This is a genomic window from Actinomycetes bacterium (assembly GCA_035489715.1).
Taxonomy (GTDB): domain Bacteria; phylum Actinomycetota; class Actinomycetes; order JACCUZ01; family JACCUZ01; genus DATHAP01.
The window spans coordinates 1-19,511 of sequence record DATHAP010000150.1; the positions used below are offsets into that span (position 1 = coordinate 1).

The following is a 19,511-nucleotide window of genomic DNA, read 5'->3' on the forward strand; positions in this document are numbered from 1 at the left end:
CCACACCTGTGCCGGACGCACCCCGCGGGCCGGCCGAGACCCTGGAGCCCTGGTGCTGAAGATCCTGCTCATCGTCGCCGTGATCGCCGTCGTCGTCTTCCTCGTCGTGCCGGCTCTGCGCCGTCGCAGCGGCACCCGCCGCGGCCTGTAGGCGCACGCCGCACCCACGCGTCAGCCGGTCGTCGAGTCGGCTCCGGGGTCGATGGTGCGCCCGGCCCAGGTCCACGCGTAAGAGGTGTCCTCGCACGCCAGCGCCGGCTCGAGCAGGTCGAGCGGGCGGAACGTGTCGACCATGACGGCGAGCTCGTCGGTCGCCGCCTTGCCGATCGAGGCCTCGACCGACCCGGGCTGCGGGCCGTGGGTGAAGCCCGACGGGTGCAGAGAGATCGAGCCCTGCTCGATGCCGGCGCCCTTGCGCGACATGAAGTCGCCGCCGGTGTAGAAGATCATCTCGTCGGAGTCGACGTTGGCGTGGTTGTACGGCGCCGGGATGCCCTCGGGGTGGTAGTCGAACAGTCGTGGGACGAACGAGCAGATCACGAAGTTCGGGCCCTCGAACGTCTGGTGCACCGGCGGCGGCTGGTGCAGCCGGCCGGTGATCGGCTCGAAGTCGTGGATCGAGAAGACGTGCGGGTAGAGGCAGCCGTCCCACCCGACGACGTCGAACGGGTGGTGCGCGTAGACGTAGCGCGTCCAGGCGCTCGCCGTGCCGGGCCCGCGGTGCTGCACCAGCACCTCGACGTCCTCGCCGCCCGCGCTGAAGGGCTCGCCCGGGCCGCGGATGTCCCGCTCGCAGTAGGGCGCGTGCTCGAGGAACTGGCCCTTGCTCGACAGGTAGCGCTTCGGCGGCCGGATGTGCCCGGACGCCTCGGTCACCAGCAGCCGCAGCTCACCCTGCGGGACCCACCGGTGCGTGGTCGACGTCGGCAGGACGACGTAGTCCCCACTGCGCACGGTCAGCGCGCCGAACACCGTCTCGACGACCGCCTCGCCGCTCTCGACGTAGACGCACTCGTCGCCGACCGCGTTGCGGTAGAGCGGCGACGGCTCGGTCGCGACCGCGTAGGAGAGGCGTACGTCGGCGTTGGCCATCAGGTGCTGGCGGCCGAGCACCGCGTCCTTGGCCGCTGCCGCCCCGTCGAGCTTGTGGGTCTTGAAGTGGCGCGGCTTGAGCGGGTGGTTGGGCTGCCGGTGGAAGACCGGGGCGTCGTAAGCCTCGCTCGACACGATCGCCGTCGGGAGGTGGCGGTGGTAGAGCAGCGAGGCGTCCGACGAGAACCCCTCGACGCCCATCAGCTCCTCGGCGTAGAGGCTGCCGTCGGACTGGCGGAACTGGGTGTGGCGCTTACGAGGGATCTCGCCCACCTGGCGGTAGTAAGGCATGGGGCCACCCTGCCACGCGGACGGCCGCCTCGGGCAGCCCAGTAGGGTCCATCGGGTGGTGCCTCGCACACTGTTCGCCGCGCTCGTCGACGACGCGGCCCTCTTCCCGCCCGGCAACGCCCCGATGGACCAGGCGCTGAAGGAGCACGCGGCCGTACGTCCGACCGGCCGGTCCGACCTGGTCGGCCCCTTCCTGTGCCCGGCGTCGCGGGTGACCGAGCTGCGCGCCCACCTGCCGGCCGACCAGAGCATCCGCCTCGCCGTGGTCTTCGACGTCTCCGGCGACGAGGCACACTCGTCGCTGCAGGCCTGTGCCGCCGACGAGACCCTGCAGCTGGTCGGCGTCGAGGCGTCGGCAGCCCGCCTCGGCGCCGACGCGGCCACCGTCGGACGCAACCTGACCCGGCTTCCCGGCGTCACCGGCGCCCTCGAGGTGCCGCGCACCGGCTTCGACGAGGCGCTGACCCTCGTCGGGCCCGAGGGCTGGACCGTCGCCAAGTACCGCACCGGAGGCACCACGGCCGACGCGTTCCCGGCCGAGACCGAGTTGGCCGCCTTCCTCGTAGCCGCCGTCGCCCAGAGGGTGCCGGTCAAGCTGACCGCCGGGCTGCACCACGCCGTGCGCGGGACCGAGGCGGCCTCCGGCTTCGAGCACCACGGCGTCCTCAACGTCCTGGTCGCCACCCGGGTCGCGCAGGGCGGCGGCGCCGTCGAGGACGTCGCGGCCGTGCTGGCCCAGCGCGCCGCACCGGCCCTGGTGGAGTTCGTCGCGGAGTGGGACGAGAGCACCTGCGGCGACGTACGGGCGACATTCCGGTCGTTCGGCTGCTGCGGGGTGCACGACCCCCTCGACGAGCTGGCCGGGCTCGGGCTGCTCGCGGAGGCCTCATGACGACCACCTGGGCCGACCTGCCCGAGGGCACCGCATTCCCCGCGACCAACTTGCCCTACGGCGTCTTCTCGCACGACGGCGAGTTCCCGCGAGTCGGGGTCGCTCTCGGCGACGACGTGATGGACCTGGCGCCGCTGGCCGCAGCCGAGGGGCTCGACGGCGGCCACGTCTTCGAGGCGCCGTCGCTCAACCCCTTCCTCGCGATGGGCCGCCCGTCGTGGTCGGCCGTGCGGTCCTGGCTGGTCGAGCTGGTGACCCACGAGGGCTACCGCGACCTGGTCGAGAGCCACCTCGTGCCGCAGTCCGAGGTCACCATGCACCTCCCGTTCGACGTCGCCGACTACGTCGACTTCTACTCCTCGCAGCACCACGCCGAGAATGTCGGCCGCATCTTCCGGCCCGACGGCGAGGCCCTGACCCCCAACTGGAAGCACCTGCCTATCGGTTACCACGGGCGGGCCGGCACGGTCGTCGTCTCCGGCACCGACGTCGTACGCCCGAGCGGGCAGCGCAAGGCACCGGACGACGCCGCACCCACCTACGGGCCGTCGCGGCGGCTTGACATCGAGGCCGAGGTCGGCTTCGTGGTCGGCGTCCCGTCGCCCCTCGGCCGCGCGGTCCCGACCCGCGACTTCCGGCAGCACATCTTCGGCGTGTGCCTCGTCAACGACTGGAGCGCGCGCGACCTGCAGGCGTGGGAGTACGTCCCGCTGGGGCCCTTCCTGGGCAAGTCGTTCGCCACCTCGGTGTCGCCGTGGGTCGTGCCGCTGGACGCCCTCGGCGACGCGCGGCTGCCCGGCCCGGAGCAGAACCCGGCGGTGCTGCCCTACCTGGAGCGGCACTCGGACTGGGCGCTCGACCTGCGCCTCGAGGTGTCGTGGAACGGCACCGTCGTCGCGCGCCCGCCGTTCTCGCAGATGTACTGGACGCCCGACCAGCAGCTCGCGCACCTGACCGTCAACGGCGCTGCCCTGCGCACCGGCGACCTCTACGCCTCCGGCACCGTGTCCGGCCCGGAGCGCGACCAGCGCGGCTCGTTCCTCGAGCTGTCCTGGAACGGCCAGGAGCAGGTCGCGCTGGACGACGGCTCGACCCGGACCTTCCTCGAGGACGGCGACACCGTGGCGATCTCGGCGTGGGCGCCGGGTCCTGACGGCACCCGCATCGGCTTCGGTGCCGTGACCGGCACCGTCATCCCCGGTCCCTGACGAAGGGGTCGAGCTCGGCACCGACCAGCGACAGCACGTCAGTGTCCAGCCGGTCGCCGCGCAGCGGGTAGTTCGAGCGCAGGGTGCCTTCGTGGACGAAGCCCAGCCGCTCGGCGAGCCGGCGCGATCGCTCGTTGGTGGTCCCGGCGTGCCACTCGACCCGCTCGGCCCCCAGGTCGGCGCGGGCGTGGCCGAGCTGCCAGCGGCACGCGGCCGACACCACTCCGGCGCCCTCGCCGGCGGCGACCACCCAGCAGCCGAGCTCGACGTTCGCTGCGGCGGGGTCGTGGTGGAACAGCAGCGCCCCACCGATGAGCTGCCGCTCGTGCCACATCCCGGCGACGCCGACCCGACCGTCCTCCTGCCGTTCGTACGCCCCCAGCCACCCGGCTGCGCCGTCCGGCGTCCTGGTCACGTCGGGCCACGGCAGGTGGGTGCGCAGCCGGTCGAGGTCGGCGCTGACGTGGGCGGCGAAGGCTTCGGCGTCCGCGGCGGTCAGCAGCGACAAAGTGACCCGGCCGGGCAGCCGGGTCTCGAGGTCGACAGGTGTGTCCAGCACGCCGGCATCCTGGCAGCGAGTCGTGGCGGAGTGCCTCCGCGTTTCAGTCGAAGAGCTCCTCGAAGAAGCTCTTGCGCTTCTTGTGCGGCTTCTGCCCGTAGCCCTGGTGGCCGTAGGACTGCTGCCGGGCGTACTGCTGCTGCTGGTAGGCCGGCGCCTGAGGCGCGGGCGCCGCGGCGGGTGCGACCGGGCCGCCCGCCTGGAACCGAGTGTCGGCGTCGACCAGCCGCTCCAGCTCGCCGCGGTCGAGGAAGATGCCGCGGCACTCGGTGCACTGGTCGACGGTCACGCCGCTGCGCTCGTAGCTGCGCATCGGCGCCTGGCACTTCGGGCAGGTCAGGTCCATGCCTGTCCCGACGAGGCCCGGCCGCCGGGAGTTCCCGGATCAGAGGTTGCCGCACGGCCCAGAGGTTGCCGCACGGCTCAGAGGTTGCCGCGCCTCTCCTGCTCCCGCTCGATCGCCTCGAACAGCGCCTTGAAGTTGCCTTTGCCGAAGCCCAGGGAGCCGTGCCGCTCGATGAGCTCGAAGAACACCGTCGGCCGGTCGCCGATCGGCCGGGTGAAGATCTGCAGCAGGTAGCCGTCCTCGTCGCGGTCGACCAGGATGCCCCGCCGCTGCAGCTCCTCGATCGGCACCCGCACCTCGCCGATGCGCGCGCGGAGCTGCGGGTCCTCGTAGTAGGAGTCCGGCGTCGACAGGAACTCCACGCCCTCGGCGCGCATCTGGTCGACCGTGCGCACGATGTCGTTGGTGGCCAGGGCCAGGTGCTGCGCGCCAGGGCCGCGGTAGAACTCGAGGAACTCGTCGATCTGCGACTTCTTCTTCGCGACCGCCGGCTCGTTGAGCGGGAACTTCACCCGGTGGTTGCCGTTGGCGACGACCTTCGACATCAACGCCGAGTAGTCGGTGGCGATGTCGTCGCCGATGAACTCCGCCATGTTCACGAAACCCATGACCTTGTTGTAGAAGCCGACCCACTCGTCCATGTGGCCGAGCTCCACGTTTCCCACGACGTGGTCCAGGGCCTGGAACAGCCGCTTCGGCGAGCCCTCGCGCTTGGTGTAGCCCGAGGCCCGCTCGACGTAGCCTGGCAGGTAGACGCCGTCGTAGCCCGAACGGTCGACGAGCGAGTGCCGGGTGTCGCCGTACGCCGCGATCGAGGCCATGCGGACGGTGCCGTGCTCGTCGCTGATGTCGTGCGGCTCCTCGATGACCCGGGCGCCGGACGCCCGGGCATGGTCGACGCACTTGTCGACGTCGGGCACCTCGAGAGCGATGTCGACGACGCCGTCGCCGTGCGCGCGGTGATGGTCGAGCAGCGGGCTGGCCAGGTCGACACCGCCCTTGACGACGAAGCGGCAGGACCCGCTCTTGAGGACGAACGCCTTGTGGTCGCGGTTGCCCGTCTCCGGGCCGGAGTACGCCACCAGGTCCATGCCGTAGGCCGACTGGTAGTAGTGCGCGGCCTGGGTCGCGTTGCCGACGGCGAGGACGATCGCGTCCCAGCCGGTCACCGGGAACGGGTCGCTGGTCGCGTCGTACTCCACCAGCCCGACGAGCTGCTTCAGCTGCTCCGGCGAGAGCTCCGCGGCCTTCTCGGCGTCGGTCAGGGCGGGGATGGCAGAGGTCGTCATGGGGCCTGATGCAACCGGTCGGCCGACAGGTTGCGCAAGATATCGCCGAGGGACTGGACATCCTGCCCAGAATCAGGCCCACCGCACCGGCTAGGCTGCGCACCGTGCCCATCGACGAGCTCGACGCCCGGATCGTCGAGCTCTTCACCACCGAGCCGCGGGTCGGCGTCCTCGAGTGCTCGCGGCGGCTCGGCGTTGCGCGTGGCACCGTGCAGGCCCGTCTTGACCGGATGTCCCGGGACGGCGTCGTCCGCGGCTGGGGACCGGAGGTCGACCCGGCGGCGCTGGGCTACGCCGTGACCGCCTTCGTCACCCTCGAGATCCGGCAGCACCCGTCCGACGAGCGGCAGCCAACGGGCGGCCGGGCGGCGCACGACACCGTCGCCGAGCACCTGGCGGCCGTCCCGGAGGTCCTCGAGGCGCACACGATCACCGGCCCCGGCGACGTCCTGGCCCGGGTCGTGGCGCGGTCCAACGCCGACCTGCAACGGGTCATCGACCGGGTGCTCGCCTCCGACGGCGTCGTCCGGGCGTCGACGGTCATCGCGCTGGACACCCAGATCCCTTGGCGGCTGCTGCCTCTCGTCGCCGACGCGACACGGGCAAAGACGTCGTCAACGTGATGGGCTGTCGCCCCGGGGCACGGCACCATCCGACGGTGCCCCGCGCCCCCGCCCTCCGGCTGCTCGCGAGCGCCGTCGTCGTCGGTGTGGTGGGTGCGGCCGGTGCGCTGCTGCCCACGGCCGGGGCCGCAGCCGCGAGCGCCCCCTTGTCCCCCACCGACCAGCGGACCCACGACCGGCTCACGACCCGGTCGGGGGACAGCCGGCTCGGACCGGACCTGGCCGGGCTGGTGACCGACCTCGGGACCGGCCGGACGATCTGGTCCTCCCACCGCGCCGAGCGCCAGCTCGCGGCGAGCAACGTCAAGCTGCTCACCGCGGTCAACGCGCTGGAGGCCTTCGGGCCTGACCACCGGTTCCGGACCACGGTGGTGGCCGGCGCCACCAGCCACCGGGTCGTCCTCGTCGGCAGCGGCGACCCCTCGCTGTCCCGGGCCGACCTGCGCCGGCTGGCCACCCAGACCGTGGCGGCGGCCACCGCTGCCGGCACCGGGTGGGTCCGGGTCGACGTCGACGACTCGCTGTTCCCCAAGCCGCGGCCGGCGCGCGGCTGGCGGTCCGAGTACCTCATCTCCGAGGTCTCCCCCGTGCGGGCGCTCGTCGTCGACCAGCACCGCCGGTGGGACACCAGCCTCGACGCCGGGCGGATGTTCGCCGACGTCCTCGAGCGCAAGGGCCTCGACGTCCGCCGGTCGGTGTCCCGGGTCACGGCACCGGTCGGCGCGGCGACCATCGGCGTGGTGACCGGCGACGACCTGGCCGCCACCGTCGCCGACATGCTGCGCACCAGCGACAACGACGTCGCCGAGGGCCTGCACCGGCTGGTCGCCCTGCAGACCGGCTACCGGCCGACCTGGCCGGGCGCGGCGGCGGCACAGGTCGCCGGCCTGGTGCGGCTCGGCATCACGCTGCCCGCCGGATCGGTCTACGACGGCAGCGGCCTCTCCCGCGCCGACCACCTGAGCCCGCACGACCTGGTGGCGGTGCTCCGTACCGCCTTCGACCCGACCCACCCCGCCCTGGCCCCGCTCCAGCAGGGCTCGCTCGCGGTGGCCGGCGTCAGCGGCACGCTAGCCCCCGACTACCTCCGCTACGTCACCGCCCCGACCAGCTGCGCGGCCGGGCTGATCCAGGCCAAGACCGGGTCCCTGCGCGGCGTCGTCGCACTGAGCGGCTATGCCCGGGGCGCGGACGGCCGGCTCAAGGTGTTCTCCTTCCTGCTCAACCACGCCCGATCCACGCTGGCCACCCGGCGGGCGGTCGACCGGCTGGCCACCACGGTCACCGGCTGCTGGTGACCTGCTGCTGACCGGCTGCTGCTGACCGGCTGCTGCTGACCGGCTGCGGTCCGTGACGGCCGCAGCCCACCCGGAACCGTCCGGACCCGATGCGCCCGACCTGTCCCGTTTCCGGCCTAGGATGACGCCCAGCCGTGTAGGACGGTCCAGACCCGGCCGTCCTCCAGTCCCCTTGCCGAAGGACCGTGCATGGATCTCGTGCTGTCCACTCGCCAGGTCGACGACCTGGCCATCGTCTCCGTGAGCGGAGAGGTCGACCTCGAGACCGCCTCGCAGCTCGGCGACCACGCCCTGGACGCCTTGCGTGACGTGTCGCCCCACGTGCTGCTCGACCTGACCGACGTGACCTTCATGGACTCGACCGGGCTCAAGGTCCTGCTGTCCATCCAGCGCCGCGCCGACCTGGCCGGCGGGTCCTTCGCGATCGCCGGCGCGTCGCGGTCGGTGCGCAAGATCCTGTCGGTCACCGGGCTGGACCAGACCTTCACCATCCACGAGACCGTCGACGAGGCACCGACCTCCCGGGCCTGACCACCTGGAGTGGTCTACGGGCGGCCAACTGACCGGGTCAGCGGCGGCGCAGCGCCCAGGAGCGGATCAGGTCGATCCGCGCCTGCAGCTGCTCGGCACTGGCCTGCGCGGCGGGCGGGCCGCCGCAGGCCTGGCGCAGCTCGGTGTGCACCGCCCCGTGCGGGAGGCCGGTCCGATGGTGCCAGGCGCCGACCAGCCCGTTGAGCTCCTTGCGCAGCGCCGCGACCACCCGGTGCGTCGCCGCCGCCCGCGCCGGGTGGACCGGGTCGGCCGGATCGACCGGGTCGGCCGTGCCGGCCCCCCGGCCCCCGGCGGGCCGGCGGCGGGACGTCCGGCCGGCCTGCTCGCTGGCCCGGGCTCGCAGCAGGGTCGCCACCTGGTCCGGCTCGAGCAGTCCGGGCAGCCCCAGGTAGTCGGCCTCGTCCTGCGAGCCCACCGCCGCGAAGCCGTCGGCCGGGCCGAACTCGCCGCCGTCGAAGAGCACCCGGTCGAAGTGCGCCTCCGCCTCGAGCGCCTCGAACGCCGCGTCGTCCGCACCCGGCTCGGTGCCGGTCCGGTTGGCGGCCGCCACCAGCGCCTCCTCCTGGGCGAAGAGGCCGTGCTCGTCGGTGTCGGACGGTGACCGGTCCAGGGCGTGGTCGCGCTCGGCCTCCATCTCGGCCGCGTGCTGCAGCAGCAGCGGCACCGACGGCAGGAACACCGACGCGGTCTCGCCACGCCGCCGGGCCCGCACGAAGCGCCCGACCGCCTGGGCGAAGTAGAGCGGGGTCGCCGTGGAGGTGGCGTAGACGCCGACGGACAGCCGGGGCACGTCGACGCCCTCGGAGACCATCCGCACGGCGACCATCCACCGGGCGTCCGAGTCGGCGAACTCCTCGATCCGGGCGCTCGCGCCGGCCTCGTCGGAGAGCACCACGGTGGGCGCCTGGCCGGTGATCGCCCGCAGCTGCGCGGCGTAGGCGCGGGCCGAGGCCTGGTCGGTGGCGACGACCAGGCCGCCTGCGTCCGGTACGCCGTGGCGGACCTCGGTCAGCCGCCGGTCGGCAGCCGCGAGCACCTGCGGGATCCAGTTGCCCTGCGGGTCCAGCGCGGTCCGCCACGCCTGCGCCGTCGCGTCCCGGGTGAGCGGCTCGCCCAGGACCGCGCTGACCTCGTCGCCGGCCCGGGTGCGCCAGCGCATCTGCCCGCTGTAGGACAGGAAGATGACCGGCCGGACGACCCCGTCGGCGAGGGCGCGCCCGTACCCGTAGGAGTAGTCGGCGGCCGAGCGGCGCACCCCGTCGGGCCCGACGGCGTACGTCACGAACGGGATCGCGCTGGTGTCGGATCGGAACGGCGTGCCGGTCAGCGCCAGCCGACGGGTCGCGGGGTCGAAGGCCTCGCGCACCGCGTCGCCCCACGACAGCGCGTCGCCGCCGTGGTGCACCTCGTCGAGGATCACCAGGGTCGACCGCACCTCGGTCCGGCGACGGTGCAGCACCGGGTGCGCCGCCACCTGGGCATAGGTCACGGCCACCCCGGTGTAGTCGCGGCCGACCGCCCCGTGGGCGTTGCGGAACTGCGGGTCGAGGGCGATGCCCACCCGGCTCGCCGCGTCGGCCCACTGGTGCTTGAGGTGCTCGGTGGGGGCGACCACGGTGACCGCGTGGACGACCCCGCGCTCGAGCAGCTCGCTGGCGACCCGGAGCGCGAAGGTCGTCTTGCCGGCGCCGGGCGTGGCCACGGCGAGGAAGTCGCGGGCCGCCGGCCCGGACCGTGCCAGGTAGGCGGACACGGCCTCCTCCTGCCAGGCGCGCAGGGCGCTGGCGGTGCCCCAGGGGGCACGCATCGGGAAGGCCGGGGACAGGTGGGAGGCGGCGCTGGTACTCATCGGTCCGGCGAGGCTAGCCAGGTCGGTCCGACGACATGCGGACGGTGGGGGGAAGCTCCGAGATCAGGTCCGGTCGTGCTATCGCGTGTCGGCCGCAGGCACCACCCGGTGCGCCGCCAGCGCGCCCGCCACGCAGACCACCGCCATGACCAGGTCGATCAAGAGGTACGGCGTCGCACCCACGTCTCCCGCGCCGGTCAGGTCGGTGGCGCCCCCGGCGTACGCCGCGAAGATCGCACCTGCGGCACCGATGAGCACGATGGACCCGAGCCCGTCGCTCACCTGCAGCGACGCGGCGTTGGCGCCCTGCTCACGCGGCTCGGACAGCTCGAGCACCAGGACGCTGAGCGAGGTCAGCCCGAGCCCCATGCCCAGACCGGCGACCGTCCAGCCGAGGGCGGCGGTCGCGGGCGGCACCCGGCCGGTGGCGGTCAGCGCCACCAGCCCGATCGCGACGAGCACGAGGAGGAAGCCGACGGTGAGCAGCACCCACCGCGGGGTGCGCAGGGTCGGCCGGCCCTGCAGCCACGCGCCGAACGACCAGGTCAGGGCGGCGCCGGTCAGCGACAGGCCGGCCAGCGTCGTGGCCACCGACCGCTCCTCGATCAGCATCAGCGGGATGAAGGTCTCGGCGCCGAAGAAGGCGCCGGCCATCACCCCGCGCAGCACCACCACGGTCGGCAGCCCGCGGGCGAGACGGAACGACCCGGGGGGCAGCAGGCGCGGCACGCTCACCGCGAGCAGCGCCAGCCCGACGACGACCAGCCCGGCGGCCGGCCGGGCGTGGTCGGTCAGCAGCTGCCCGCCGTACTGGAGGAGGCCCGCGCCGAGCGCCGCGACGGCCGCCGCCGGCACCCGGCTGCGCCGCGCCGCGGGGTCCGGCGCCGGCTGCCCGTCCTCCGCGGCCACCGGCCCGTCCATCCCCCGCAGGTGCGGGCCGACCAGCAGCGCCGCGCCGGCGAGCAGGGGAAGCACGCCGAGGAACACCCAGCGCCAGGACACGTGGTCGGCGAGCAGGCCGGCGATCGGCGGACCCACCAGCGACGGCAGGATCCACCCGCTCGAGATCGCCGAGAAGACCCTCGGCCGCAGCGCCGCCGGGAAGCCCCGCGCGACGATCACGTAGAGCGCGACGATGTTGAGGCCGGCCCCGAAGCCCTGGACCGCCCGGGCCAGCACGAGGACCCACATCTCGGTCGCGAGCCCGGCCAGCAGCAGGCCCGCCGCGAAGGTCACTGCCGCCGCGGCGAACGGCCGCACCGGCCCGCGCCGGTCGGACACGTCGCCGGCGACGACCATCCCGAGCAGGCTGGTGGTGAGGAAGACCGAGAAGGCCAGCCCGTAGACGCGCAGGCCGTCCAGCTCGCGCGCGGCGACCGGCATCGCCGTGGCGACCGCGATCGCCTCGAAGGCCACCGCCACGACCACGCCGACGACGCCCACCACCATCGCCCGGTGCTCCGGCGCGAACAGCCGCAGCTCCGTGGCGTCACCTGCCGCCGGCGCGGCGGCGGGGGGCTCGGAGGTCACGGCCACCGATCATGCCTTGCCCGGCCCGGCCCGTTCCGGCTACACCTTGACCGTGACCACCACCGAGACGCCCAGCGCCCTCACCGAGCTCAGCCGGCCCGGCCGGGTGGCCGACGAGGGAGAGGGCATCGGGCTGGACGAGGCCGGACTGGCCGCCCGCAACCACGGGATGCCGCTGGAGCTCCTGGCGCACGACGTCACCCCACTCGGGGCGCACTACCTGCTCACCCACTACGACATCCCGCTGGCGGACGCGGCGACCTGGACCCTTGAGGTCGGGGGGCTCGTGCGGTCGCCGCTCTCCCTGTTCCTCGCCGACCTGCGGGCCCGGCCCGCGGTGTCGCGCACCGTGACGATGGAGTGCGCCGGCAACGGCCGGGCCTGGCTGAGTCCCCGACCGGTCAGCCAGCCGTGGCTGCACGAGGCGGTCGGCACGATGACCTGGACCGGCACTCCCCTGGCCGGTGTGCTCGCCGACGCGGCACCGCTCGGGGGTGCCGTCGACGTGGTCTTCACCGGCGCCGACCACGGCATCGAGAAGGGCGTCGAGCAGGACTACCAGCGCTCGCTCTCGGTCGAGCACGCGACGGACCCAGAAGTGCTGCTGGTGTGGGCGTGCAACGGCGTCGACCTGCCGCCGCAGCACGGCTACCCGCTGCGCCTGCTCGTGCCCGGCTGGTACGGCATGGCCTCCGTGAAGTGGCTCCGCTCGGTCGAGGTCGTGGACCACCGGTTCGACGGCTACCAGATGCGGGCCTACTCGCTGCGGCAGACCCCGGAGGAGGCAGGCGAGCGGCTGACCCGGATGGCCCCTCGTGCACTGGTGCAGCCGCCCGGCTTCCCGGACTTCCTGTCGCGCCGCCGGGTGGCGCGTCCCGGCCCGCAGGTGCTGACCGGCCGGGCCTGGTCCGGCTGGGGCGAGGTGGTGTCCGTCGAGGTCAGCGTCGACGGCGGCGCCACCTGGGTCGGCGCCGAGCTCGGCCCGCAGCCGGACCCGCGGGCCTGGCGCTCGTGGACCTGCCCGTGGACGGCGGAGGAGGGGATGCACGTCGTGTCGGCGCGGGCCACCGACGCGACCGGCCGTACGCAGCCCGCCGAGCCGGCCTGGAACAGAGGGGGCTTCGCCAACTCGGCTCCGCAGGCGCTCGAGGTCCTGGTGGTCCCGGCCGACGACCGAGGCGAGTCATGACCGGCCCGTCCGACACCGTCCCCACCGACAGCGAGCTCGCCGCCATCGAGAAGGAGCGCGACCGGATCCGCGCGACGTACCTCCGGCCGGACGGCGAGCGACCGGCGTCGTCCGCCCGCGGCCTGCACCACTTCGCGGTTGTGTGCTCCGACGTCGAGCGGACCGTGCGCTTCTACCAGGACGTGCTCGAGTTCCCCTTGACCGACATCTTCGAGAACCGCGACTACCCGGGCTCCAACCACTTCTTCTTCGACATCGGCAACGGCAACCTGCTCGCGTTCTTCGACTTCCCGGGGCTCGGCGTCGGCCCGTACGCCGAGGTGCTCGGCGGGCTTCACCACATCGCGATCTCGGTCACGCCCGAGCGGTGGGAGCACCTGCGGGCCAGGCTCGACGAGGCCGGCGTCGAGTACCAGCTCGAGAGCAAGGTCTCGATCTACTTCCGGGACCCCGACGGGACCCGGCTCGAGCTGCTCGCCGACCCGCTCGGCGAGATGTACGGCAGCAGGGTGCTCTAGCCGTTGCTGTCGGCGCCGTGGTCGCCGTCGTCACCTGGGGGCAGCTGGCCGAGGATCTCCTTGCAGGTCGGGCAGACCGGGAAGCGGCCCGGGTCGCGGCCCGGGACCCAGACCTTGCCGCACAGCGCCACGACCGGGTCGCCGGACAGCGCCGACTCGAGGATCTTCTCCTTCTTGACGTAGTGCGCGAACCGCTCGTGATCGCCGTCGTCGTTGGAGGTCTGGGGAGTCGTCTGCTCGATGACCTCGAGCCCCGGGGCTGACTGCGTCATGCCGCCCAGTCTAGGCAGCGCTCAGTTCAGCGACGGGTCGGCGAGGTAGGTGGACACCATGGCCAGGTCGCCGCCCTGCCGGCGCAGCACCTCGCGCCAGAGCCGGTCCGGGTCGGTGGTGAAGGCGTCGGCGAAGGCGCCGTCGGCGCTGGCCGGCACGACGTACCAAGCACCCTCGTGCAGCTCGTCCTCGAGCTGGCCGCCGGCCCACCCGGCGTAGCCCGCGAAGATCCGCAGGTCGGTGAGCTCGGCCGCCAGCAGCTCGGGGGGCGTGTCCAGGTCGACCAGGCCGAGGCGGCCGACGACCCGGCGCCACCCCAGCGGCTCCTCGTCGTCGTCGGAGCCCGAGGGCACGAGCGCCAGCCCCAGGGCCGAGTCGAGGGCGACCGGCCCGCCCTGGAAGAGCACACCGGGCGCGCTGGCCAGCGGCTGCCACGACGGCAGGACCTCTGAGACGTCCACCTCGGTGGGCCGGTTGATGACGACGCCCAGCGCGCCGTTCTCGTCGTGGTCGAGGACCAGCACCACGCTGCGTTCGAACGGCCCCTCGCCCAGCTCGGGCGTCGCCACCAGCAGCCGGCCGGCCAGCTCCGGGTGCACGCCGGAGGGCAGCCCGGGGTCGTGCGCGCTCATGTGCGCCATGATGCCCGGAGTCCGCGCCGCGTGCCCGACCGGTGGGCGATCAGCAGCCCGAGCGCGGTCCCTGCCAGGTCGGCGGCGACGTCGGCCGGCTCGCCGCTGCGGCCGGACAGCAGCCGGGCCTGCACCACCTCGCTGACCACGGCCTGCGCCACCAGCAGCGGCACCAGCACCCGGTGGGGGACGCCGGCCCGGCAGCCTGCCCAGGCCACCGCCCCGAAGACCGCCGCATGGACGAGCTTGTCGACGTACGGCAGGCCGTTGCCGGCGGCGCGCGGCCAGTAGAGGACGGCGAGCTGCACCGCGACCGTGACCGCGAGCAGCGCGCGGTCCAGCCCCCGGGACGTCACCGGGCCGCGAACCCCTCCTCGGCCGGTGCGAGCGCCAGCTCGTCGTCGCCGAGGACGCTCGAGCCGGTCGCCCGCACCGCCTGGCTCACGGCCGCGGCCACCGTCGACGACACGTCGGGATGGAAGACGCTGGGCACGATGTAGCTCGCGTTGAGCTCGTCGTCGGTGACCACCGCCGCCAGGGCTCGCGCCGCCGCCAGCAGCATCTCCACCGTGATGGAGTGGCTCTGGGCGTCGAGCAGGCCGCGGAAGACGCCGGGGAAGGCCAGCACGTTGTTGATCTGGTTGGGAAAGTCGCTTCGCCCGGTGGCCACCACGCTGGCGTGCTCGGCGGCCGCCAGCGGGTCGACCTCCGGGACCGGGTTGGCCATCGCGAACACGATGCTGCCCTCGGCCATGGTGGCCACGTCGTCGCCGGTCAGGAGGTTCGGCGCCGAGACGCCGATGAAGACGTCAGCTCCGACGAGCGCGTCGCGCAAGGCCCCCCGGACGCCGTCCGCGTTGGTGCGGTGGGCGACGGGGACCAGCTCGGGGGAGAGGTCCGCACGGTCGGCGTGGATGACGCCGTCCTTGTCTGCCACCACCACGTGCTGCGCCCCTGCCTCGAGGAGCACGGTGAGGATTGCCATGCCCGCCGCCCCGGCCCCGGACATGACGATGCGCACGTCGGGCAGCGCCTTGCCGACGACCTTGAGCGCGTTGAGCAGCGCGGCGAGCACGACGATGGCGGTGCCGTGCTGGTCGTCGTGGAACACCGGGATGTCCAGGCTGGCCCGCAGCCGCTCCTCCACCTCGAAGCAGCGCGGAGCAGAGATGTCCTCCAGGTTGATGCCGGCGAAGACCGGGGCGATCATCTCGACGGCGCGCACGATCTCGTCGACGTCCTGGGTGTCGAGGCAGATCGGGAAGGCGTCGATGCCGGCGAACCGCTTGAACAGCGCTGCCTTGCCTTCCATTACCGGCAGGGCCGGGATCGCGCCGATGTTGCCGAGACCGAGCACCGCCGAGCCGTCGGTCACGACGGCCACCGTGTTGCGCTTGATGGTCAGCCGCCGGGCGTCGTCGGGATTGTCCGCCAGCGCGAGGCAGACCCGTGCCACCCCCGGCGTGTAGATCATGGACAGGTCGTCGCGGTTGCGGATCGGCACCTTCGGCTGGATCTCGATCTTGCCTCCGAGGTGGACGAGGAAGGTCCGGTCGGAGACCTTGCCGATGGTGACGCCGTCGACCGACGCCAGCGCGTCGGTCAGCCGCTGGGCATGGTCGGTGTCGCTTGCTGCGCAGGTGACGTCGATGCGCAGCGACTCGGTGCCGGATCCGGTGACGTCCAGCGCTGTCACGACGCCGCCGGCCTCCTCGACCGCGTGGGTCAGCTGGCTGACCGCGTTGCCGCGCGCCGGCACCTCGAGCCGGACCGTGATCGAGTAGGAGATGCTGGGCTGGGTCGCCATGGGCCAGATCGTGTCAGAAGCGCCCGGAACGCGGTGACTCGCGTCACCCGCTCCGCGCGCCGTCGTCAAGACCGGGGTCCCCGGGACCGATACTGATCACCGCACGGGGTTTCGCCGGCCTCCCCGCGGCAACGTCAAGCGGCGGAAGGTGGTCACAGTCATGATGTTCGCAGTCCTGCTCCTGCCCCTCGCCCTGCTCGCCGTCCTGCTGGGGATGGAGCGCCTCGAGCGGTGGACCGTCGACGACGGTGAGGAGACCCAGTCGGAGCGACCGGTCACCTAGCGTCTCGGCAGCCGCACCACCGTCACGAAGAAGTCGTCGATCTGCCGGACGACCTCGATGAAGCGCTCGAAGTCGACCGGCTTCGTGACGTAGGCGTTCGCGTGCAGCGAGTAGCTGCGCATCACGTCGTCCTCGGCCTCCGAGGTCGTGAGAACCACCACCGGGATCGACGACAGCTCCGGGTCCGACTTGATCGACTCGAGCACCTGCCGCCCGTCCATCCGGGGCAGGTTGAGGTCCAGGAGCACCAGGTCGGGCCGAGGCCGGTCGGCGTACTCGCCCTCCTGGCGCAGGAACGCCATCGCCTCCGCGCCGTCGCTGACGACGTGCAGCTGGTTGCGGAGCTTGTAGTCGGCGAACGCCTCGCGGGTCATCAGGACGTCTCCGGGGTCGTCCTCCACGAGCAGGATCTCAACCTGTCGCTCGGGCTGCAGCGTCATCCGCCGTCCTCTCCGTCTCGTCCTCGGTGACTGTCGTGTCGTCGGTCGTGCTGGTCGGCGCCGGCTCTCTGTCCGCCGAGTCCTCCGCCGCCACCGGCAGCGTCCACCGGAAGGTGGCGCCGGTGCCGTGCGAGCCCGGCCGCTCGGGGTCCAGCCAGAGCCGGCCGCCGTGGTGCTCCACGATCTTCTTGCACATCGCCAGGCCGATGCCCGTGCCACCGTAGGAGTCGCGGCCGTGCAGGCGCTGGAAGATCACGAAGATCTTGTCCTCGTACTGCGGGTCGATGCCGATCCCGTTGTCGCTGCACGTGAACTCCCACATCGGTTCGTCAGGCATCTCGCCCGGGGCACCAGCCATCCGGCGCACGCCGATGTGCACCCGGGGGGCCTGCTCGGAGCGGAACTTCAGGCCGTTGCCGACGAGGTTCTGCAGGAGCTGCACGAGCAGGCTGGCGTCACCACGGACCGTCGGCAGCGGGTCGTGGGTGACCTCTGCCTCCGAGTCCTCGATCAGCGCCGACAGCTGGCGCAGCGCCTGGGCGAGCACGTCCTCCAGGTCCACCGGCTCCAGGTCGGCGCCCGAGCGACCGACCCGCGAGAAGGCGAGCAGGTCGTTGATGAGCTGCTGCATCCGCTTGGCGCCGTCCACCGCGAACTCGATGTACTGCTCGCCGCGCTCGTCGAGCTGACCTTTGTAGCGTCGCTCGATGAGCTGGCAGAAGCTTGCCACCTTGCGCAGCGGCTCCTGCAGGTCGTGGGACGCGACGTAGGCGAACTGCTCGAGCTCGGCGTTGGACCGGCGCAGGTCCTCGGCCTGCGCCTCGACCAGCTCCCGCGCCTGCAGCGCCTCCTGCCGTGACTGCTCGGCCAGCGCGAACTCCTGCAGGATCCGGATCCGCATGCCCTCCACCTGTGCGGCCAGGGCGGCGATCTCAGCAGGAGCGCCCTCGACCTCGATCGCGCGGGACAGCTCCCCGGCCTCGACCCGGTCGGCGGCGGCACCGAGCCGGGCCAGCGGGTCGGTCACCCAGCGACGCAACGCCTGCCAGGTCCCGGCCGCGATGAGCAGCAGGCCGACCAGCGCGGCGGTGAGCACGACCTGCAGCTGGCGCTGCGCGTCGTTCAGGTCGTCGTTCGCCGCGTCGCGCCGGGCGAGCACCGGCTCCTGCAGGGCGGTGAGCTCCTCCCGGATCGCGTCGAAGCGCTCCTTGCCCTGCTCGGCGTCGACGATGACCTCGCGGGAGACGCCGCCTTCCGACCGGGCCGCTCGGATGGCCGGCATGGCCACCTGGCGGTGCCACTCCCGGGCGGCCGCCTGGACCGCTGCCAGCTGCGCCAGCAGCCCCGGGTCACCCTCCAGCAGCCGCGCGGTGTCGGCGAGCGCGTCCCGCTCAGTGCTCCGGCCGGTCTGGTACGGCTCGAGGAACTCCTCACGCCCGCCGGCGAGCAAAAAGCCGCGCAGGCCGGTCTGCTGGTCGCTGTAGGCGCGGAAGAGCGTCTCCGTCGAGAGCAGCGCGGGGCCGTAGACCTCGACCCGGTCGGTGGTGGCCCGCTCCAGCTGCACGAGCGCTCCGACGATCAGCGCCGCCAGCAGTGCGGTGACGACCCCGGCCATGGCGAAGAGCAGCGCGAGCCTGCGGCGCAGGCCACCGACGGCCATCCGGCTCACCACCGCAGCAGCAGCAGGGCGACGTCGTCGGTCAGGTCGCCGCCGTTGCGCTCCTGGACCTCGCGCAGCAGCGCGTCGGCCAGCTCGTCACCGGCCAGCCCGTCCTGCAGGAGACGGCGGACGAGCTCGATCATGCCGTCCTCGCCCAGGCGCTGTCCGGGTGCCCGACCGCTGAAGCCCTCGATCATGCCGTCGGTGTAGAGCAGCAGCGTGTGACCCCGGCTCACCGGCGACTCGGCGCTGTCCCAGACCGCCCCCTCGAGCACCCCGAGCGCCAGCCCGGAGTCCTCGTCGGGCCCGCGGCGGGCCGCTCCGTCCTCGATGAGCAGCGGCACCGGGTGCCCGGCGAGCCAGAATCGCGCCCGCGTGCGGTCGGCATCGACCCGCACCATCGCCACCGTCGCGAACACCTCGTCGGAGTCCCGCTCGCTGACGAGCACGTCGTGCATCGACGCGAAGATCGTGTCGGCGTCCGCACCCGAGAGGACGAGGGTGCGCCAGGCGATGCGGAGGCACACGCCTATCGCCGCCTCGTCGGGGCCGTGCCCGGCGACGTCGCCGATCAGAGCGAAGACCGCGCCGTCCGCGCACTCGACGACGTCGTAGAAGTCTCCGCCCAGCAGGGACTGGTGCCGACCGGGCCGGTAGAGCCGGTGCACCTCGACGCCCGGGTCGCGCACCAGCGGCTGCGGCAGCAGGCCCCGCTCGAGCCGGGCGTTCTCGGCCGCCCGGACCTCCGAGGCGTAGAGCCGACGCACGGACTCGTCGGCCCGCTTGCGCTCGACCGCGTAGCGGATCGCCCGGGTCAGCAGCTGGCCGTCGATGGCGCCCTTGACCAGGTAGTCCTGGGCGCCGGCGGCCACCGCCTCGGTGCCCCGGTGCTCGTCGGCGAGGCCGGTGAGCACCAGGACGGCGATCGACGGCGCCACCTCGAGCACCGCGCGCAGCGCGTCGAGACCGTCGGCGTCGGGCAGCCCCAGGTCGAGCAGCACGCAGTCGACCTCGGCGGGCAGCGCCAGCCTCGCCTCGGCGAGCGTGCGGGCCCGGCTCAGCGTCACCTCGGAGCCGGCGTCCAGCAGCAGCTCGCGGACCAGGAACGCGTCGCCCTCGTCATCCTCCACGAGGAGGACGCGCACGGCCGTCGAGGGCAAGTGGGTGTCGTCAGTGCGGT

The 19,511-nt window shown here is 73.2% G+C and carries 21 protein-coding genes; 8 read left to right on the forward strand and 13 right to left on the reverse strand.

Annotated elements, in window-relative coordinates; all coding sequences use genetic code 11:
• Positions 1-171: 171 nt before the first annotated feature.
• Positions 172-1,383, reverse strand: coding sequence for a homogentisate 1,2-dioxygenase (locus VK640_11905; GenBank protein ID HTE73887.1), 1,212 nt, complete (start codon positions 1,381-1,383; stop codon positions 172-174).
• Between the two features lie 55 nt (positions 1,384-1,438).
• Here VK640_11905 and VK640_11910 point away from each other — a divergent pair, with 55 nt between their 5' ends.
• Both VK640_11910 and fahA read left to right on the forward strand, forming a co-directional pair.
• On the forward strand, positions 1,439-2,275 hold the full coding sequence (locus tag VK640_11910) for a hypothetical protein (GenBank protein ID HTE73888.1): 837 nt from the start codon (positions 1,439-1,441) through the stop codon (positions 2,273-2,275).
• Positions 2,272-3,483: a fumarylacetoacetase gene (gene fahA / locus VK640_11915; GenBank protein HTE73889.1), complete on the forward strand. Its 1,212-nt coding sequence runs from the start codon at positions 2,272-2,274 to the stop codon at positions 3,481-3,483. The genes VK640_11910 and fahA overlap by 4 nt, the downstream gene beginning before the upstream one ends.
• On the opposite strand, the gene VK640_11920 is transcribed toward fahA, so the two are convergent.
• The 3 genes from VK640_11920 to hppD form a co-directional block, all read right to left on the reverse strand.
• Positions 3,467-4,042 carry a GNAT family protein gene (locus VK640_11920; GenBank protein ID HTE73890.1) on the reverse strand — a complete coding sequence of 192 codons (576 nt, stop codon included), beginning with the start codon at positions 4,040-4,042 and terminating at the stop codon, positions 3,467-3,469. The two genes, fahA and VK640_11920, sit on opposite strands and share 17 nt — an antisense overlap.
• Before the next feature lie 43 nt (positions 4,043-4,085).
• Positions 4,086-4,388 (reverse strand): zf-TFIIB domain-containing protein, encoded by a 303-nt coding sequence (locus VK640_11925; GenBank protein ID HTE73891.1) that lies wholly within the window; start codon positions 4,386-4,388, stop codon positions 4,086-4,088.
• Positions 4,389-4,465: 77 nt separating this feature from the next.
• Complete coding sequence (gene hppD / locus VK640_11930; GenBank protein ID HTE73892.1) at positions 4,466-5,677, reverse strand: 4-hydroxyphenylpyruvate dioxygenase; 1,212 nt, start codon at positions 5,675-5,677, stop codon at positions 4,466-4,468.
• Positions 5,678-5,781: 104 nt separating this feature from the next.
• Between hppD and VK640_11935 the strand changes: the two genes are divergently transcribed.
• The 3 genes from VK640_11935 to VK640_11945 all read left to right on the forward strand — a co-directional run bounded on the left by VK640_11935 (position 5,782) and on the right by VK640_11945 (position 8,129).
• Positions 5,782-6,300: an Lrp/AsnC family transcriptional regulator gene (locus VK640_11935; GenBank protein HTE73893.1), complete on the forward strand. Its 519-nt coding sequence runs from the start codon at positions 5,782-5,784 to the stop codon at positions 6,298-6,300.
• A gap of 35 nt (positions 6,301-6,335) precedes the next feature.
• Positions 6,336-7,598 (forward strand): D-alanyl-D-alanine carboxypeptidase, encoded by a 1,263-nt coding sequence (locus VK640_11940; GenBank protein HTE73894.1) that lies wholly within the window; start codon positions 6,336-6,338, stop codon positions 7,596-7,598.
• Between the two features lie 189 nt (positions 7,599-7,787).
• Positions 7,788-8,129, forward strand: a complete 342-nt coding sequence (locus VK640_11945; protein ID HTE73895.1) for an STAS domain-containing protein — start codon at positions 7,788-7,790, stop codon at positions 8,127-8,129.
• Between the two features lie 37 nt (positions 8,130-8,166).
• Here the strand turns inward: VK640_11945 and VK640_11950 are convergent, their stop codons facing one another.
• Together VK640_11950 and VK640_11955 are read right to left on the reverse strand one after the other, a co-directional pair.
• Complete coding sequence (locus VK640_11950) at positions 8,167-9,999, reverse strand: DEAD/DEAH box helicase (GenBank protein ID HTE73896.1); 1,833 nt, start codon at positions 9,997-9,999, stop codon at positions 8,167-8,169.
• 78 nt (positions 10,000-10,077) lie between these two features.
• The gene (locus tag VK640_11955) at positions 10,078-11,529 is read right to left on the reverse strand and encodes an MFS transporter (GenBank protein HTE73897.1); all 1,452 of its coding nucleotides are present in this window, start codon (positions 11,527-11,529) and stop codon (positions 10,078-10,080) included.
• 52 nt (positions 11,530-11,581) lie between these two features.
• On the opposite strand from VK640_11955, the gene VK640_11960 reads away from it, so the two are divergent.
• Positions 11,582-12,718, forward strand: a complete 1,137-nt coding sequence (locus tag VK640_11960) for a sulfite oxidase (protein ID HTE73898.1) — start codon at positions 11,582-11,584, stop codon at positions 12,716-12,718.
• Positions 12,715-13,236, forward strand: a complete 522-nt coding sequence (locus VK640_11965) for a VOC family protein (protein ID HTE73899.1) — start codon at positions 12,715-12,717, stop codon at positions 13,234-13,236. The genes VK640_11960 and VK640_11965 overlap by 4 nt, the downstream gene beginning before the upstream one ends.
• Here VK640_11965 and VK640_11970 read toward each other — a convergent pair.
• The 4 genes from VK640_11970 to VK640_11985 are packed head-to-tail and all read right to left on the reverse strand — an operon-like array spanning position 13,233 to position 15,948.
• Positions 13,233-13,508: a DUF3039 domain-containing protein gene (locus VK640_11970; GenBank protein ID HTE73900.1), complete on the reverse strand. Its 276-nt coding sequence runs from the start codon at positions 13,506-13,508 to the stop codon at positions 13,233-13,235. The two genes, VK640_11965 and VK640_11970, sit on opposite strands and share 4 nt — an antisense overlap.
• 21 nt (positions 13,509-13,529) lie before the next feature.
• The gene (locus VK640_11975; GenBank protein HTE73901.1) at positions 13,530-14,141 is read right to left on the reverse strand and encodes a YqgE/AlgH family protein; all 612 of its coding nucleotides are present in this window, start codon (positions 14,139-14,141) and stop codon (positions 13,530-13,532) included.
• The gene (locus VK640_11980) at positions 14,138-14,497 is read right to left on the reverse strand and encodes a VanZ family protein (protein ID HTE73902.1); all 360 of its coding nucleotides are present in this window, start codon (positions 14,495-14,497) and stop codon (positions 14,138-14,140) included. Before VK640_11980 ends, VK640_11975 begins: the two co-directional genes overlap by 4 nt.
• Positions 14,494-15,948, reverse strand: a complete 1,455-nt coding sequence (locus tag VK640_11985) for an NAD-dependent malic enzyme (protein HTE73903.1) — start codon at positions 15,946-15,948, stop codon at positions 14,494-14,496. The genes VK640_11980 and VK640_11985 overlap by 4 nt, the downstream gene beginning before the upstream one ends.
• A gap of 160 nt (positions 15,949-16,108) precedes the next feature.
• Between VK640_11985 and VK640_11990 the strand changes: the two genes are divergently transcribed.
• Positions 16,109-16,231, forward strand: coding sequence for a hypothetical protein (locus tag VK640_11990; GenBank protein HTE73904.1), 123 nt, complete (start codon positions 16,109-16,111; stop codon positions 16,229-16,231).
• Here the strand turns inward: VK640_11990 and VK640_11995 are convergent.
• From VK640_11995 to VK640_12005, 3 genes are read right to left on the reverse strand one after another with little or no spacing between them, the layout of a single operon-like run.
• A complete protein-coding gene (locus tag VK640_11995; protein ID HTE73905.1) occupies positions 16,228-16,671 on the reverse strand; it encodes a response regulator in 444 nt (147 codons plus the stop codon). The two genes, VK640_11990 and VK640_11995, sit on opposite strands and share 4 nt — an antisense overlap.
• Positions 16,643-18,331, reverse strand: a complete 1,689-nt coding sequence (locus VK640_12000) for a CHASE3 domain-containing protein (GenBank protein HTE73906.1) — start codon at positions 18,329-18,331, stop codon at positions 16,643-16,645. Before VK640_12000 ends, VK640_11995 begins: the two co-directional genes overlap by 29 nt.
• Positions 18,332-18,336: 5 nt before the next feature.
• The gene (locus tag VK640_12005) at positions 18,337-19,476 is read right to left on the reverse strand and encodes a SpoIIE family protein phosphatase (protein ID HTE73907.1); all 1,140 of its coding nucleotides are present in this window, start codon (positions 19,474-19,476) and stop codon (positions 18,337-18,339) included.
• Positions 19,477-19,511: the final 35 nt, after the last annotated feature.

Coding starts and splice junctions, on each gene's coding strand:
- VK640_11905 (HTE73887.1), bottom strand. CDS start 1,383: ATGCCTTACTACCGCCAGGTGGGCGAGATCCCTCGTAAGCGCCACACC.
- fahA (HTE73889.1), top strand. CDS start 2,272: ATGACGACCACCTGGGCCGACCTGCCCGAGGGCACCGCATTCCCCGCG.
- VK640_11925 (HTE73891.1), bottom strand. CDS start 4,388: ATGGACCTGACCTGCCCGAAGTGCCAGGCGCCGATGCGCAGCTACGAG.
- hppD (HTE73892.1), bottom strand. CDS start 5,677: ATGACGACCTCTGCCATCCCCGCCCTGACCGACGCCGAGAAGGCCGCG.
- VK640_11945 (HTE73895.1), top strand. CDS start 7,788: ATGGATCTCGTGCTGTCCACTCGCCAGGTCGACGACCTGGCCATCGTC.
- VK640_11950 (HTE73896.1), bottom strand. CDS start 9,999: ATGAGTACCAGCGCCGCCTCCCACCTGTCCCCGGCCTTCCCGATGCGT.
- VK640_11965 (HTE73899.1), top strand. CDS start 12,715: ATGACCGGCCCGTCCGACACCGTCCCCACCGACAGCGAGCTCGCCGCC.
- VK640_11970 (HTE73900.1), bottom strand. CDS start 13,508: ATGACGCAGTCAGCCCCGGGGCTCGAGGTCATCGAGCAGACGACTCCC.
- VK640_11975 (HTE73901.1), bottom strand. CDS start 14,141: ATGAGCGCGCACGACCCCGGGCTGCCCTCCGGCGTGCACCCGGAGCTG.
- VK640_11985 (HTE73903.1), bottom strand. CDS start 15,948: ATGGCGACCCAGCCCAGCATCTCCTACTCGATCACGGTCCGGCTCGAG.
- VK640_11990 (HTE73904.1), top strand. CDS start 16,109: ATGATGTTCGCAGTCCTGCTCCTGCCCCTCGCCCTGCTCGCCGTCCTG.
- VK640_11995 (HTE73905.1), bottom strand. CDS start 16,671: ATGACGCTGCAGCCCGAGCGACAGGTTGAGATCCTGCTCGTGGAGGAC.
- VK640_12000 (HTE73906.1), bottom strand. CDS start 18,331: ATGGCCGTCGGTGGCCTGCGCCGCAGGCTCGCGCTGCTCTTCGCCATG.